The sequence below is a fragment of the Prevotella sp. E13-27 genome (assembly GCF_023217965.1).
In the GTDB taxonomy this organism is placed as follows: domain Bacteria; phylum Bacteroidota; class Bacteroidia; order Bacteroidales; family Bacteroidaceae; genus Prevotella.
In genome coordinates, this window is record NZ_JALPSC010000002.1 from 375885 (window position 1) to 392321 (window position 16437).

Here is a 16437-nt window from a genome sequence, read left to right on the forward strand (position 1 = left end):
ATGATAAAGAAACTATTCGCCCTGTGTTTCGCACTGGCTACTGTAACCTTTACACAGGCCGCCGAGCAATTCGTGAAGTTCACTCCTGTTGAGGGTGCGCTACCACTCAGCAATGCCACAATCACCTATAGTGCCAACGAGTATGAGGGTGTCAAGATTGCCATCAACAACCTCCAATCCGACATGGAGAAAGTACTGGGAAAGGCTCCAGCCGTCAGTGTGCTCGGCAGTTCTACTGCCGAGATAAATATACTCATTGGCACCATTGGCAAAAACAAGGACATTGATAAACTAAAACTCGCTGACTTGAAAGGCAAACGTGAGAAGTTCATCATCACCACTATCGACAATCAGATTGTCATAGCAGGTAGTGACCGTCGTGGCACCATCTATGGTATCTATGAGTTGAGCCAGCAGCTGGGCGTCTCCCCATGGTACTACTGGGCTGATGTACCCATCGCCAAGCATGATGAGGCCTATATCTTAAAGGGTACATATACTGATGGCGAACCTGCTGTAGAGTTTCGTGGCATCTTCCTTAACGACGAGGCTCCCTGTCTTACATCGTGGGTGGCTAACACCTTCGGCACAAAATATGGCGACCATCGCTTTTACGAGAAAGTCTTCGAACTCATCCTCCGTCTGCGTGGTAACATGATGTGGCCTGCCATGTGGGGATGGGCTTTCTATGCCGATGACCCAGAGAATGGTAAGACTGCCGACCGCATGGGCGTTATCATGGGCACCAGTCACCATGAGCCTATGGCACGCAATCATCAGGAGTATGCTCGTCACAGAAAAGACTGGGGCGCTTGGAACTATCAGACCAATCAGGCAAATCTCGATCGTTTCTTCCGTGAGGGCATTGAGCGCATGAAAGGAACAGAAGACATGGTTACCATCGGTATGCGTGGCGATGGCGATGAGGCAATGAGCGAAACAGCCGATACTAAACTCATGGAGCGCATCGTATCAAACCAGCGTAAGATTATCAAGCAGGTAACAGGTAAGCCGGCCAACAGGACCACTCAGGTGTGGGCGTTATATAAAGAGGTACAGGACTACTATGATGCCGGCTTCCGTGTACCCGACGATGTCATCATGCTCGTCTGCGATGACAACTGGGGCAACATTCGCCGTGTGCCTATCGATGACAAAGAGCGTGCCCACAAAGGCGGGTGGGGCATCTATTATCATGTTGATTATGTAGGCGCACCACGTAACACGAAGTGGATAAACGTCACTCAGACACAGCAGATGTTCGAGCAGCTCTCACTTGCTTACGACTTTGGCATACAACGCATGTGGATTCTTAATGTTGGCGACCTCAAGCCAATGGAGTATCCCATACAGTTGTTCATGGATATGGCATGGAACCCAAAGGAATATACACTCCAGCAGACTAATAATCCGTCACAACCAAACATCACCGAACACACCCTCAACTTCTTCCGCTCGGTATGTGGCGATGACGTTGCTGCAGAAACTGCTTCCATCTACAACCTCAACTGCAAGTACATGGCGCGCGTAACACCAGAGATGCTTGATGCAAAGACCTATAACGTTGAGACAGGCGAGTGGCGTCAGGTGGCCGATGACTATCAGCGTCTTGAGCTGCGTGCTCTTCGCCTCTTCGAACAAGTTCCTCAGGAGGCTCGTGATGCCTATCGTCAGCTGCTCCTGTTCCCTGTTCAGGCAATGGCAAACCTCTACGACATGTACTATTCTCAAGCCATGAACCACTATCTTGCTGAGCGCAACGATGCCGATGCCAATGAGTGGGCAAAGCGCGTTGAGACATGCTTCAATCGTGATGCAGAGCTTTGTCGCTATTATAACAAGGTGATGAGCGAAGGAAAGTGGGACGGCATGATGACCCAGAAACATATTGGCTACCGTTCGTGGAATGATAACTTCCGTGCAGATATTATGCCAAAGGTAATCAATCTGAAACCCACCCCCAACCCCTCCCGAGGGAAGGGAAGCTTAGTTAGTGAGTTGGGTTTTGCCTTTACCCATAGTAATGGTTACATAGCTATGGAAGCAGAACACTTCTTCAGCGCAACATCAGGTGAGAAGACTTCTTGGACCGTCTATCCCTACTATGGTCGCACGCGTAGTGCTGTAGCCCTTACTCCTTACACAGAGGCTGTCGATGGTGCTAAACTCACATATCAGTTCACCATGCCTAAGGATGTGAAGACTGTTAAAGTGCATGTAGTAGTGAAATCAACACTCGACTTCCTCAATGTCGGTGGTCATGAATATGGTGTTAGCCTTGATGGTGATGAGCCTCAGATTGTCAACTTCAATAAGACGCTCGTTGACCGTCAGCCATACATGTACTCAGATTTCTATCCAACGATAGCCCGCCGTGTTGTCGAGAAGACAGTAGAATTGCCTGTCCATAGTTCAAGTGACATTCATCAGTTGACGCTCACTCCTCGTCATCCAGGAATAGTCTTCGAGAAGATTGTTGTTGACTTCGGTGGTTATAAGCCTTCTTATCTCTTCATGAACGAGAGTCCTTATACAAATAATAGGAAGTAAGTATTTGAGCTATATGCCAGATGTTTCGTAAAGGCTCAATGAAAAACAATATAAAAGCTGCGTTACAAATGTGACGCAGCTTTTACTTTACTCCTCGATGGTACAATTGTTGATTCCTATTCCGCGAACCCTCTGAAATAGCTTGTGCAAACTTGTTGCCATTCACGGGCATCGGCAAGCTGCTTCTGTAGTTTTGCGTTTACTTCGTTCCAGCGCTGTTCATCTATTTCTGACTTCATGCTGTTCCAAATGTTGATGAAGTCCTCAACCTCCTTCACACCACGGTCATAACGATAAACCATCTCCTCCCACAGAGTGCGCCCGCTGTTCATGCGGCGTGTCCAGGGCACATGATGGAACCACAACAGATATTTCTCAGGACAAGTGTTCACATCATCATATAGTGAGCAGTAAGGCTCCCTGTACTGAGCTGTGGCGTTAGTCCCTGCGCTGCTGCGGTCGAAGCCCACACCGTTTTTGTCGGCCTTGTGGTAATACACAGGACACCACTCCAAAGGATATGAAGCAATGAAACCGTCTGGCTCAGGACCCATGTGGTGGTCGAACTTGAAGATATGATGCAGTCCAAGAGGCATCATGTAGTCAACGACAGCCTCGCGAGAGCGAAGCATCATGCCTGTTAGTTTAGAGTTTAGAGTGTAGAGTGTAGAGTTTGCTACCGCTCCGCAGGACGTCTCTATTGCGGTAGCAAACTCTCCACTCTCCACTCTCCACTCTCCACTAAGGAACGTTTGTCCAATCCATTCCTCTGCTATCTGGCGAGACGATATTGATGGGTTCCACGCCAGACGACCGAAGGCATACCAGTTTGCCTGTGCAAAGTGATGGCCACACCAATTCTTGTCCAGTCCAATGTTTGCAACACCCGCTATGCCCTGAAGCTTGGAAGGCGACACAAAAGAGAAGAACTCCTTCCACATAGGTGCGAGGAAAGCGAGGTGGTCGCCCTGACCAAGATACTCTTGGGTTATCTGGAGCTCTGCCATCTGAGGAGTCTTCCTCATCTGGTCGAAGATAGGAGCGTAGGGCTCGCGAGGCTGGAAGTCAAGAGGGCCATTCTTCGACTGAAGTATCACGTTGTCAATGAACTTTCCATCGAGCTCGCCAAATTCTGATACAGCCTGTTTCACGCGATCCTCACCCTTATGCTTCGCGCCATAGACAAACGAGCGCCACATCACAATACCGCCAAAAGGCTTAAGAGCCTCGCCCAGCATGTTTGCACCGTCGGCATGAGTGCGGCCATAGTCGAAAGGACCAGGCTGACCTTCAGAGTTTGCCTTTACAAGAAAACCTCCGAAGTCGGGTATGAGCTTATATATCTCTTCCACCTTCTTCTTCCACCAGCGGCGAACCTTTGGGTCGAGAGGGTCGGCAGTCTTCAGCTCGCCTAAAGCCTTCGGAGAGCCGAAGTTCACAGATATATATACGCGAATGCCCCATGGACGAAGAATGTCGGCCACTTCCTTCACCTTATTTATATATGTCTTCGTCAGCATCTTTGGTGATGCATTCACGTTGTTAAGCACAGAGCCGTTGATGCCTATGGAAGCATTTGCTATTGCATATTGCTCTATAAGTGAGCGGTTTAGCTTTAGTTCATTGTTCCAGAAGATGCTCTTTCCTGCATAGCCGCGCTCTATCGAGCCGTCTATGTTGTCCCAGTGGTTCAATATTCTCAGACGGAAAAAAGGATGAGATTCGCCCTGCTCACCTCTGAGCCATGCAAACTTACCATAGAGCAGACCCTGCTGCGTGCGTGCTGTTATCACATTGCCGTTGATGCGATAGCCATCATCGGCAGGCATGCTGGCATCAATCTTCAGGGTGAGCTTGTTGAAAGCAGCTGTGTCTTGTCGAAGCCATAGCTTGCTGCCGTCCTCTGCTTTGGCGGAAAGAAGCGCCAGAAGACATAAGATAGATATAAGATGTCGTTTCATGAAATGTGTCTTAGATAATTGCGTACATGTTTGCGCGCTATGCCGAGCTGATACTCAACATGCTTGTATCTCTCGCCTGTGGCGTCGCAGATGTCGCGAGCCTTCATGCCTCCATAGACATGCAAGCGGTAGATATCCTGACACTCTGGAGCGAGACGCGCCAGGCTGCGCTCCAACTGCTCCGTGAGGTCTCTCATTGAGAGTATGTGCTCAGCAGAGTCGCTGCCCATCGTTGAGCGTGCCAGTTCGTGAGCAACGTCTGTCCGAGTGGCGTGACGGCGATAATAGTCAATTATCAGGTGTCGGCACAGAGTATAGGCTAGATTGCCTATAGTGTTCTCACAGATGGGACGTTGTTCGGAGAGCAGCTTTAAGAACGCTTCCTGCACAATGTCAGCTGCCTCCTCGTTGTTGTGGAGACGTATCGTGGCAAAGACGAGAAGCTCGCTGTGATGCTCGCGATAGTAGCGTTCTATGATTTCTCTGTTGCTCATTCGTTAATCACTTTCTGTATTGTTCCGTCCTCGTTGTAGAACAAGCGCTGCACCTTCAGCGAACGCAGGTGAGTGACATCGTTTGAAGGCACGCAGTCGTGATAGAAGAGATACCACTGTCCCTTGTATTCTACTATGCTGTGGTGTGTGGTCCATCCCACCACTGGGTCGAGTATCACGCCCTGATACTTGAATGGTCCGTAAGGGTTGTCGCCTATGGCGTAACACAGCATGTGGCTGTCGCCAGTAGAATATGAGAAATAGTACTTGCCGTTATATTTGTGCATCCATGATGCCTCGAAGAAACGGTGTGGGTTGCCAGCCTTCATAGGCTCGCCGTTGGCATCGAGAACCACGAGGGCGCGAGGAGCCTCTGCAAACTGAAGAACATCATCGCTCATGCGTACCACAGCGCTGTTTATGGCTGGAGAGTCGGCTGTGGTGAAGAGCTCTCCCTTGTGGTCAGGAGCAGCACCGAGGTCAACGAGTCCGTTCTCTTCTCCATATTTGCCCAACACTGGAGCCTTGCCGTTAGGCAGCGGGCGCCACCACTGGAGCTGTCCGCCCCATAGTCCTCCGAAGTAGCAGTACACCTGTCCGTCATCATCTTTGAATACGCTTGGGTCAATAGAGAACGAACCGCGTATGGGCTGGTCCTGTGGCACGAACGGTCCTTCTGGCTTGTCGGCTACTGCCACACCAAGATGGAACACTCCGTCATAGCCTTTTGCAGAGAAGATGAGGTAGTACTTACCGTCTTTCTCCACCACGTCGTTGTCCCACATCTGTTTCTCAGCCCATTTCACCTGGTCAACATCGAGAATCACTCCATGGTCTGTAGCTTCATCCTTCTCTACGTCGCCAAAGCTGAGCACGTGGTAGTCGCGCATCTGGAAGTGTCCGCCGTCATCGTCGAAGCATTCTCCGGCATCCCAGTCATGTGAGGGATAGATATAAAGACGTCCGTTAAACACATTGGCAGAGGGGTCTGCCATATAGTCGCTTGGGAAAAGATAGCGTGGTTTCATAATTCTGATTGTTTTGTCGTTATTGTTTTGTTATTTGTAAATCTTGATAATCTCATCTACCACAGGCTTAGCCTTATACTGTCGGTCGAACAGCAGAGGGTAGTTGGTGCGTCCCTTGATGGGCCATCCGTTGAGCCATGAGCCACCGTCGCTCACTCCCCAGATATTTATGCGGCTTATCTGTGAGCGGTGCTTGTAGTAGAGGTTAAACAATGCCAGCCATCGGGCGTCAAGCTCCTTCTGTTTTGCAGCCGGCAGTCCGTTGGGGTAGGGGTTGTACTTCTGCTGAAGCTCGAAGTTCTGTGCTATGTCTGCACCGCCGAATCCCTGTGGGTTTGGCAGCACGTTGACGTCGAGCTCAGTAATCATAACCTTTACTCCGCAGGCTGCGAAGGCGTCGATGGACTTCTCATATTCCTTCAGGTCAGGATAGTCCAGTCCGTTGTGGCTCTGCATGCCCACACCGTCTATGCGCAGTCCCTTTGCCTTCAGGTTCTTCACAAGTCGGCATACAGCCTCTCGCTTCTTTGGCTGGGCCATTGAGTAGTCGTTGTAGTACAGCTCTGCATCAGGATCTGCTTCGTGGGCAGTACGGAAGGCAATCTCTATGAACTCCTCGCCTAAGAGATTGTAATAGTGTGACTTGCGGAACGAGCCGTCGTCCATGATAGCCTCGTTCACCACGTCCCATCCGTGAACCTGTCCCTTATAGTGACCCACCACGGTCTTGATGTGCTTTATCAGTCGCTCTTTCAATACTTCCTTTGAAGCGGGGCTTGCTGCATAGCCATTGGTGAACCACCAGTCAGGAGCCTGCGAATGCCATACCAGACAGTGTCCCAGCACCTTAAGGTTGTGCTGCTGACAGTAGCTCACGAACTTGTCTGCCACACGGAAGTCGAAGAGTCCTTCTGCAGGTGCCAGCGTCTCTGGCTTCATGCAGTTCTCAGCCACTGCGCAGTTGAAGTGCTTGTCCATCACGGCATCGGCCTCAGGCACCTGTCCGTCGCTCTGCCACTGATTGATGGCAGCACCAATCAAACAATATTTTCCGATAGCATCCTTCAGCCCCTGCTGAGCCATGCCTGCCATTGGCATCATGGTCAAGCAGAGTGCCAAAACCTTGATTGTCTTATTCTTCATGACTGCGTGCTTCGATTTCCTTGTTTATCTGGTCTATCTTGTCGTCAGTAAGCTCATAGCGTGAGATGATGAACATCGCGAGGAGGAGCAGGGCTGCAGGTATTACGCATACCAGCCAGAGGATGCCCTCTTCAGCCTCGGGAGTCTGCTCTATGACTTCTGGGTTGTATGCCACATAGGCAAGGATGGCAGGAGCGACAACGCTTCCGAGCGTCATGCCGGCCTTGAAGAAGATGCCTGTAAGTGCATTTACGATACCTGCGATGCGCTTGCCGCTGACATATTCGCCATAAGAGATGACCTCAGGCACCAGTGCCCACATGTAGCCTGTAGCCACTATGACGCCAGTCGATTTCACAAACTGGGCGATATATACCAGAGTCATGCTGGGCTGCTCCATCTTTGCTACAAAATAGAGGAATGCCATGCCGATGATTGCTATGGACAGGAAGATGTAGAACATGTTCTTCTTGCCTACCATCTTTTTTATCATTGGAACGAGCGGCATGAATATGAACGACGGAGCCGAGCCGAGACCCATGAATATTGAAAGCTGGTCGGCTGAGCCTCTCATGTTGCTGTTTATGAAGTATGCGCCAGCAGCATTGCCGATAGACATCATGGCGAAAGCTGTGATGAAGAAGAATGCTATGACTCTTAGCGGACGGTTATGGAAGAACTCCATCCACAGGTCGCTTATCTTCACGTTGGCTGCCTCGCTTGCGTCCATTACCACGCGCTCCTTACACTGGCTGAAGCAGAAGAACAGCAGAGCCAGACCTATTGATGCATATATCGTCATCGTGGTGAACCATGCAGCAGGATCCTTTGGCAGTCCCTCGTGCTCCTCGTTGGTGAAGTAGGCGATGAGCAGTGGCAGACCAGAGCCCACGGCCAGTCCGCCGCAGTTGGCCATGAACATTCGTACTGATGTGAGGATTGTAATCTCGTCTGTATCGCGAGTGAGCGATGAGTTCAGTGCGCCATAAGGCACGTTTATGAATGTATAGAGTAGCGTCATTGCTATGTATGTCACATAAGCGTAGAGCAGTGATGGCGCGAATCCGTTCCAGAAGCAGAGGATGGCAAATCCTGTCAGAGGAATACCTACATAAACAAGATATGCACGATATTTGCCTAACTTTGGCGAGTGCTTGTCTATTAGGGCACCAACGATAGGGTCCCATATCACGTTTGCCACGTTGCCTACTGTGAACATCACAGAGACGTCAACTGCGTCGAGTCCGTAGATGTCGGTGTAGAAGAACAGCAGATACATGCATGTAGTCTGGAAAATCAAGTTTTGGGCTAGGTCGCCCGAGCCGAAGCCTATGCGCTGCAGCCATGAAAGTTTGTAAAATCCTTTTGTTTCAGTTGTTGACATATTTGTTTGTGTTTTTGGTTTTTCCGTATTTGATTGCAAAAGTAATGCTTTTCCTGGTAATTGAGCGCTTTTTATGTTGCAGATGCTTACCGATATGTTTCATTTTGAAACAAATAACAAAATAGCCCTTGTTTTGTACCAAAAAATGCACTAAATTTGCCGATGTTATGAAAAAGCTACTTATCCTATCTTTCGCGCTCTTATGCGCTATGGTGGCAGACGCCAAGGTGCAGCTGCCCCAGTTGTTTCAGTCGAATATGGTGTTGCAGCGAGGCAAGCCCATCCCTGTTTGGGGTACTGCCGATGCTGGCGAGACTATCCGTGTTACCTTTAAGAAAAAGACCTACGAGACCACTGCCGATGCCAACGGCAAATGGAAGGTTGTGCTTCCCCAGCAGAAGGCAGGAGGTCCCTTCGAATTGAGAATTGAGAGTGGAGCGCTCGACCTTAGGTCGCTTGCTACCGAAGGGACGCAAGAATTTAGAAACAATTCTGACAATTATTCTCAAATCACTCTCGAGAATGTGCTCATTGGCGATGTGTGGCTGTGCTCTGGCCAGTCAAATATCGACGTGACTATTGAGCGCGTTTATCCTCAGTATGGCAAGGTTATCGATGACTATAGTAATGATCGCGTCCGCATGTTCCGCGTGCAGACTGACTTCGATACCCACGGACCAAAGGGCGACGTTAGGCCTACGCCCATCAACTGGAAGCCTGTCACCAAGGACAACGCGTGGCTTTTCTCTGCTGTAGGCTATTTCCTCGGACGCGAGATGTTTGAGAAGACCGGTGTTCCTCAGGGCATCATCGTCAACTCTCTTGGCGGAACGCCCATTCAGGCGTGGCTTGCTGCTGACACCATCCGTCAGCATTTCCCTGAACTCTACCAGCAGACCGAGTTCTTCCAGGACGATGACATGGTGCGCGCTCTTCAGCGTGGCAATGCAGCAGCACAGAATCGTTGGCAGAAGATGCTCACAGACACAGATCCTGGCTTCTCACAGCACTTTTCTGCGCGTGAATATAATGATTCTAAGTGGGAGAAGAAGCGCGTGTTCAGCGTGAATAATGGTCTCATGAACAGCGTCAACCTCTCTTCCGATTATCGCTATACAGGCTCTTTCTGGGCTCGCCAGCACGTTACCATCGATGCTGCCCATGCAGGAAAGCCCTGCCGACTGCTTGTAGGCACGCTCTTCGATGCCGACCAGACCTATGTCAATGGCAAGCAGGTAGGCTCTACTGGCTATCAGTATCCTCCACGTCGCTACACCATACCCGCAGACCTGCTCGTTGAGGGCGACAACGCTCTATCGGTACGCTTCGTTACCAAGGGTGGCTCTCCTCACTTCATTCCTGAGAAGCCCTATAAGCTTATTTTCGACGATGGCAAGGAGGTGCTCCTCTCTGACGAGTGGCTCATCCACGAGGGCGCACGAATGCCTCAGACACCTTCGGCAAACGCAGGCGGACAGAACCTCCCGTCTGTGCTCTACAACGCTATGCTCTATCCCTTGGCACCTTACGCCCTCTCTGGAGTGGTGTGGTATCAGGGCGAGTCAAACAGCGGTGGCGACAGTCGTAACTATGAGCAGTGGCTCACCCAGTTGGTAAGTGGCTGGCGACAGCTGTGGCAGATGAACGACCTGCCTTTTGTGGTGGTTCAGTTGGCCAACTACATGGCGCCAAGCGACACCCCGCAGGAGACTGGTTGGACTACTGTCCGTGCTGCCCAGAGCAAGGTGGCAGCTACTGTTCCAGGTGTTGGTCTTGCTGTTGCCATTGACCTTGGCGAGACTGTAGATATTCATCCTCTGCGCAAGCGTGAGGTGGCTCAACGTGTTGCTATGAGTTTTGATAAGATGTTGTGGAACAAGAAATTACAGCTTTATCCTACAGTAATTTCTAATTCTGTTAATGGCGATGCTGTAGAGCTGAAACTGGACCAGAAATTGAAGAATGAGGGTGCTCTCTATGAGTTTGAGATAGCAGGTGCCGATGGTCGTTTTGTCAATGCCGAGGCTACTGGCAGTGGCAACACCATCGTTGTTCGTTCGTCTGTTAAGGAGCCTCGTCGTCTGCGCTATGCGTGGAAGAATAATCCTCTGAAAGCAAACGTCTTTGGTGTCAACAATCTTCCCATGGCTCCATTAGAAATTAACCTCTAATCTCTCACCTCTCACCTCTCACCTCTTACCTCTTACCTCTCACTTCTCATTTCTCACCTCTCCCTATGGACATAGCAATCTTCACGCTCACTTCAGCTCTCCACGACGCACAGTCGGTTAAGGCATCAACCCAGCAGTTTCTTGGTGCAATAGGCATTGATCATGTATTTTGCGATGCCGACTATACCGAATACGGTCACCACGACCTCAATATAATATATGTGCGCACAGGAGGCACTGAGGGCATCTTTCTTGAGAAGTTGCCTGTCCTGAAGGCTCAGGGTGGCGACAGCCCCATCTATCTTCTCACGTCAGGGCTCAGCAATTCCCTTGCCGCCTCGCTGGAGATACTGTCTTATCTGCGCCAGCAAGGCCTTCGTGGCGAGGTTATTCATGGCAGCAACGAGTATATAGCAGAGCGAATCAGGTCATTGGCAGCTGTTGAGAAGGCTCGCCGTCAGCTTCGTGAGTGTCGCCTTGGTGTAGTGGGGGAGCCGTCCGACTGGCTCATCTCCAGTCATGTCGATGCTGCTGTTGTGAAGAAGCGCCTTGGCATCTCTCTTGAGAGCATAGCCATCAGCGAGCTTCTTTCCATCATGGATACCACGCCAGAGACGATGCCTCAGGAGACCTCCAGCGTGGAGTGTATAAAGCAGGCCCTGCCAGGCGCCAATCGTATCTATCTCGCTCTGAGGCAGTTGGCTCAGCAGCACAGACTCAACGGACTGACCATCCGTTGCTTCGACCTTCTCACGGCTGTTCACAACACAGGCTGTCTGGCTCTTGCAAAGCTGTCGTCAGAAGGCGTTGTTGCTGGCTGCGAGGGCGACGTGCCCGCCCTGCTTACAATGGTCATTGGCAAGGCTCTCACAGGCATCACTGGCTTCCAGGCCAACCCAGCGCGAGTGGATATTGCCACAGGCGAGCTTGTTTTTGCCCATTGCACCATACCTTTCAGTCTTGTTGAGCGCTATGAGCTCGACACCCATTTCGAGTCGGGCATAGGCGTTGGCATTCGTGGTTTCATGAAGGAGGGGCCTGTCACGGTGTTCAAGGTCTCTGCCGACCTCTCGCGCTATTATGCCGAGGAGGGCTTCCTTGTTAAGAACATGTCGCAGCCCAATATGTGTCGCACTCAGCAGCTCATTCGTCTGTGCAATCCCGAGCAGGCCCGATATTTCCTCACCTCGCCCATAGGCAATCATCACGTCATCATTCCTGGCCATCATAAGCGTCTCATCGATGATTTCATGTCCTTTTAGAAGAAAAACTTCAAGTTTTTATACAAGCTAATGTAGTATTAGTGTTGCGTTTTGTGGAAAATCATCCCACAAATTTGAAAATTATGGATAATTTCTTTGGCAGAATGGTTAACAATGTTTATCTTTGCATCATAAAAGTAAAAAATATTAACCTGAATATACATCTGACCAATGAAAAAAGTGTTTCTTACCCTCATGGGGCTGTTGGCAGTAGTAGTTGCCAACGCCTACACTTGTGTTAACTTCAACTCCGGCGATCCCAACATTTTGATGCAGAGAGTGAACATCTCTTACGAGATACTTTGGGACGAAGCCCGCGTCTCCAACCACGAGAACCTGCTTTGGAAAGACTATCTTAACAAGCGTGGTGCTGACTTCGTGCGCGACTGGCCCAGCGATCGTGAGAAAGCAGAGAATTATTTCGTTAACCGTTTCAACAAGAAGAGCGACTTCTTGCGCATCCAGGATGGTTCTCCCGTCTATAAGATGATTGTCCGTCCCCGCACTATCGACGTTGGTGGCGCGGGAGCAGCTTTCACCCCGTTCTCATCGGCTAAGGCTGGTGGTTGCATCATGGATGGCACTATAGAGTTTGTCGATTTGAGCAAGAATCAGGTTGTCTGCATTCTTAACGTTGTTGAGGGCAAAGGCCTAGGCCACATGTCAGAGACTATCCGTCTCGGCTTGATGCTTCACGAGATAGCAGGCGACATCCACGACTTCATTAACGATAATGTTAAGAAGGGTAAGGTTATGGCTACTCCAATAGCTGGCGCTGCAGCCGTTCCAGTTGTTTCTGCCCCAGCCGTATCAACACCTGTTGCTACTGCTCCTACAGCAGCCACTTCTGCTCCTGCTGCCCCTGCTGCTGCGAGCGCAGGCGATGTGCGCATAGTTCTGAAGAATGGCAGCGTGCTCATCGGCAAGATGAAGGCTTTCGACCCCACCAAGGCAATAACCATTGAGATGGCAGGCATGTCTACCTCTATCCCAATGACTGAGGTGCAGAATGTAGAGTCTGTAGGAAATGCTGCTCCAGTGGCTCAGCCAGCAGCTGTTCAGACAGCTCCTGTTCAGTCTGCTCCTGTTCAGGCAGCCCCAGCCAATGTGTCTCTTGGCAGTCAGAAGCTCCTTGTTACTGACAACAACCCCTATCCTGAGTCATTCCGCGTCACCATCGATGGCCATGTGATGAACATGATTCTCGTTCGTGGCGGCCACATGAACATGGGCTACAATGGCGATGGCAGCCGCAGAATGCACAGCGAGCCTGTCCATGAGGTCATCGTCACCTCTTTTTATATGAGCGACCAGCCCCTTCCCGCATCGCTTGTGCTGCCCCTCGTTGGCGACAAGAACGTTGATGGTCAGGGCAGCGAGCCTGCTCAGGTGCGCGGCTTCGACGATGTGGAGCGTGTCATTGCCAACGTTCAGCGTAAGACAGGCCTGCCTTATCGTCTGCCTACAGAGGCCGAGTGGGAGTATGCCGCTTGCAGTCAGCAGCAGAACGCCATCTTCAGCATCGCTTCGGGCCGTTACACAGCCTATGAGTGGTGCAGCGACTGGCTCGACTGGTATCCTGAAGACCGTGTGGTCATCACCGACCCTACAGGTCCTATGCGTGGCGAGCAGCATGCCATCCGCTCTATCAACAGCCGCGGTGGTAAGTTCGACCGCAGCAATGACATTGACGAACGTGGCTCCTACCTCGGACTCGTCCGTCTTGTCATCAAGGCAAAAGATGTAAAATAAGAACAAAAAACTAAAATACAATCATTATGAAAAAAGCATTCAAACTTTTCGTTGCAGCGCTGATGCTCTTCACAGCTACCAGTGCCAATGCACAGTTCTCACGCAAGGAGAACAACCGTGTTCCCGATCGTTTCCATATGGGCCTGCGTGGTGGCGTTACCGTTAGCTCATTTAGTGAAAGTGGATTAGAGCCTCTCACCATGCCTTATGGCGGTTTTGGCCTTGACTTCCAGATTGCACCCATCCCTCTCTTCCTGGGAACAGGAGCTTACTACATGGACCGTGGCTATACTTACGACAAATATACTTATGGAGGCTATTATGAAAAAGACCAGCACGACCGTCACTCTGTTGTGCTGCCATGGACTTTGAGCTATCACATCAATGTCGCTCCTAACTTCTTTATTAATCCATTCTTAGGCGCTGTCGTGTCTTTTGATGTGGAAGAGGATGAAGAAGAGCTTGTGGACTACAGCCTTCGCATTGGCACCAGCTTGAACTTTGGCCGCCTCTATGTTGACTTGGGCTATGACTACGGTCTGAAGGAGTGGGAGAAAGAATCCAGGTATTATTCTACCGGTAAGTACTATACTAGCAAGGTTAAGTATGGCACTTGTGGCGTGTTCTTCATGACCCTTGGCTTCAACTGGGCAGGCAGCCGCTAAATAATTAGAAAACATTAATCATTTATAAATAAACTCTTATGAAAAAGACATTCAAACTTTTCGTAGCAGCACTGATGCTTCTCGGCGCTACAAGTGCTAATGCACAGTTCTCACAGAAAGAGAACAACCGTGTTCCCGACCGTTTCCACATGGGTTTGCGCTTTGCTTATACTGCAAACACCTCAACATGGGAAAACGTATATTCGAAGAAGGGAAGCACTCTTGACACCAAAGCGCTTTCATTCGGTTCGTTCGGTATCGGCATGGACTTCCAGGTAGCACCCGTTCCCCTGTTCCTGGAGACTGGTTTCTACTATGTCAACAAGGGTTTCTCGCTGGATACCGACAAGTGGAAGTATGATGAGATACAGCATCTCCACATGCTTGAAATACCTTTTGTAATAAGCTATCACATCAATGTTGCTCCAAACCTGTTCATCAACCCATTCCTCGGCGCTTATTATGCTGCTGGTGGACCTGATGGTGACTTGTGGAAAGATATTGATGCAGATGATGCACTTAGCGATTACGGTCTGCGCTTTGGCTGTGGTCTGAACTTCGGTCGTTTGGTTGTCAATATGGGTTATGACTATGGTCTTGCAGATATCGAGCCAAACAAAAAGTTCATCTCTACCTACAGCTCTAAGACACCAACCTTCAAGACAGGCATGTTCTTCATGACTCTCGGCTTCAACTGGGCAGGTAGCCGCTAATCATAGATAATCAAAAAACAAGAATGAGAGGAAGCGCGTGTGTGCTTCCTCTCATTGTTTTTACACCTAAAGTTCTTTCTAACTCATCCCCCTCCCCTCTGGCGCTCGGCGCTTGCGACGCTTGGCTCGTCCAAGAATGGAAGGGGTGGCTCTACATGCAGCTCTGCACTCCGAGGCTTGTTGCTATCGCGGTAAGTATTGCCGCAATTGTCTGCAACACAAATTTCCACGTTTCGTTCTTCATAATCACTAGTTTTTTTCTTTGTTTGTCAAGAATCGAATTGTTGTCTTTTTTCTTAGAAACGAATTCCCATAATTAACATAATTTGTTCCACGAATTTTATTAATAATATTTGTCAAGAATTTGAGAATTTTCCTTTCTTAGAATTTTTTGCTACGCAAAGGAATTAGAGATGGCTGCGCATGAAAAGCAAACTATTATTTCGACCGTAGGTCGAGTCTCAAATTCAAATAATTCTTTATCTCGCGGAAATGAAAATTCTCTAATTACTGCGAGCACTCGTGGGTCTTCGACAAATCTCTCTAATTCTTGACAAATAAATTAATCATTGACTTTTCTAACTCATCCCCTTCCCCTCGGGCGCTCGGCGCTTGCGACGCTTGGCTCGTCCAAGAATGGAAGGGGTGGGTTTTAGGTTTTAAGGCTCTTCCTCCACTGCCCCTGGGTTCGGCGTCTCATTGCTGTTGCCACTTGCGCTTCCGTCGACCGGATATCCGCCCTCGAGACCAATCTTCGTGGTGAGCGTGTTGCTCTGTCGCATCACCCTTGCGGTGTAGATGCTGTTCTTGCTCTGGTCGGCGAGGAACTTCACGCCTATGCGTGTGATGTTCTTCGAGATGTCGAAGTCTTCGGAGCTGTCCGCGCCTGTGGAGCTGGCGCCGAGGTAGAGCGTGCCTATTCCGTCGAGCTTCACCTTGTAGCCCTCTGCCAGCTGCTCTGCTATGCAGTGCATCAGCTTGCGGGTCACGCCCAGCACCACATCGTCGGTATAGACGGAGCCGTGCTTCATGATGTGGTTGGCCAGCTCATCGGTGCCCATCGTGCCGCGGTGGAGCACCTTGCCATACCACTTGCCGTAACACTTTGTCAGCTTCTCGTTTGTGTTCTGATACTTCTTAATTGTAATTGTTCCCATAGTTTTTAATAGTTTAAAGGTTTAAGTTGTTTAAGTAGTTTGAGTTCTCTCGTGAGCGTTCTTCCTGATTGCTGGCGGTGTTTTTTCTGTTCGCCGCGTGCGTTCTTTCTAAACGCTGTTGTGTGTCATTGTGGTGCATCCTAAACACAGTACAAAG

13 protein-coding genes are annotated in these 16437 nt (G+C 49.9%); 6 read left to right on the plus strand and 7 right to left on the minus strand.

Annotation, left to right across the window (positions count from 1 at the left end; all coding sequences use genetic code 11):
- On the plus strand, nucleotides 1-2550 hold the full coding sequence (locus tag M1L52_RS10450) for a glycosyl hydrolase 115 family protein (RefSeq protein ID WP_248614940.1): 2550 nt from the start codon (nucleotides 1-3) through the stop codon (nucleotides 2548-2550).
- Between the two features lie 116 nt (nucleotides 2551-2666).
- On the opposite strand, the gene M1L52_RS10455 is transcribed toward M1L52_RS10450, so the two are convergent.
- The 5 genes from M1L52_RS10455 to M1L52_RS10475 are packed head-to-tail and all read right to left on the minus strand — an operon-like array spanning nucleotide 2667 to nucleotide 8560.
- Nucleotides 2667-4511, minus strand: a complete 1845-nt coding sequence (locus tag M1L52_RS10455) for an alpha-glucuronidase (RefSeq protein WP_248614941.1) — start codon at nucleotides 4509-4511, stop codon at nucleotides 2667-2669.
- Nucleotides 4508-5005: an RNA polymerase sigma factor gene (locus M1L52_RS10460; protein ID WP_248614942.1), complete on the minus strand. Its 498-nt coding sequence runs from the start codon at nucleotides 5003-5005 to the stop codon at nucleotides 4508-4510. The genes M1L52_RS10455 and M1L52_RS10460 overlap by 4 nt, the downstream gene beginning before the upstream one ends.
- Entirely contained in the window at nucleotides 5002-6033 is a 1032-nt protein-coding gene (locus M1L52_RS10465) for a glycoside hydrolase family 43 protein (RefSeq protein WP_248614943.1), read from the minus strand. Before M1L52_RS10465 ends, M1L52_RS10460 begins: the two co-directional genes overlap by 4 nt.
- A 30-nt stretch (nucleotides 6034-6063) precedes the next feature.
- Complete coding sequence (locus M1L52_RS10470; protein WP_248614944.1) at nucleotides 6064-7176, minus strand: endo-1,4-beta-xylanase; 1113 nt, start codon at nucleotides 7174-7176, stop codon at nucleotides 6064-6066.
- Nucleotides 7166-8560, minus strand: coding sequence for an MFS transporter (locus M1L52_RS10475; protein WP_248614945.1), 1395 nt, complete (start codon nucleotides 8558-8560; stop codon nucleotides 7166-7168). Before M1L52_RS10475 ends, M1L52_RS10470 begins: the two co-directional genes overlap by 11 nt.
- A 167-nt stretch (nucleotides 8561-8727) precedes the next feature.
- Here M1L52_RS10475 and M1L52_RS10480 point away from each other — a divergent pair, with 167 nt between their 5' ends.
- The 5 genes from M1L52_RS10480 to M1L52_RS10500 all read left to right on the plus strand — a co-directional run bounded on the left by M1L52_RS10480 (nucleotide 8728) and on the right by M1L52_RS10500 (nucleotide 15123).
- A complete protein-coding gene (locus M1L52_RS10480; RefSeq protein ID WP_248614946.1) occupies nucleotides 8728-10731 on the plus strand; it encodes a sialate O-acetylesterase in 2004 nt (667 codons plus the stop codon).
- Between the two features lie 65 nt (nucleotides 10732-10796).
- On the plus strand, nucleotides 10797-11993 hold the full coding sequence (locus M1L52_RS10485; RefSeq protein WP_248614947.1) for a hypothetical protein: 1197 nt from the start codon (nucleotides 10797-10799) through the stop codon (nucleotides 11991-11993).
- A gap of 171 nt (nucleotides 11994-12164) precedes the next feature.
- The gene (locus tag M1L52_RS10490; protein WP_248614948.1) at nucleotides 12165-13745 is read left to right on the plus strand and encodes a formylglycine-generating enzyme family protein; all 1581 of its coding nucleotides are present in this window, start codon (nucleotides 12165-12167) and stop codon (nucleotides 13743-13745) included.
- Nucleotides 13746-13771: 26 nt separating this feature from the next.
- A complete protein-coding gene (locus M1L52_RS10495) occupies nucleotides 13772-14410 on the plus strand; it encodes an outer membrane beta-barrel protein (protein WP_248614949.1) in 639 nt (212 codons plus the stop codon).
- A 38-nt stretch (nucleotides 14411-14448) separates the two neighbouring features.
- Nucleotides 14449-15123, plus strand: a complete 675-nt coding sequence (locus M1L52_RS10500; RefSeq protein ID WP_248614950.1) for an outer membrane beta-barrel protein — start codon at nucleotides 14449-14451, stop codon at nucleotides 15121-15123.
- Between the two features lie 151 nt (nucleotides 15124-15274).
- Here the strand turns inward: M1L52_RS10500 and M1L52_RS10505 are convergent, their stop codons facing one another.
- Both M1L52_RS10505 and M1L52_RS10510 read right to left on the minus strand, forming a co-directional pair.
- Nucleotides 15275-15367, minus strand: a complete 93-nt coding sequence (locus tag M1L52_RS10505) for a smalltalk protein (protein ID WP_248614951.1) — start codon at nucleotides 15365-15367, stop codon at nucleotides 15275-15277.
- 415 nt (nucleotides 15368-15782) lie between these two features.
- Nucleotides 15783-16280 carry a hypothetical protein gene (locus tag M1L52_RS10510; RefSeq protein ID WP_248614952.1) on the minus strand — a complete coding sequence of 166 codons (498 nt, stop codon included), beginning with the start codon at nucleotides 16278-16280 and terminating at the stop codon, nucleotides 15783-15785.
- Nucleotides 16281-16437: the final 157 nt, after the last annotated feature.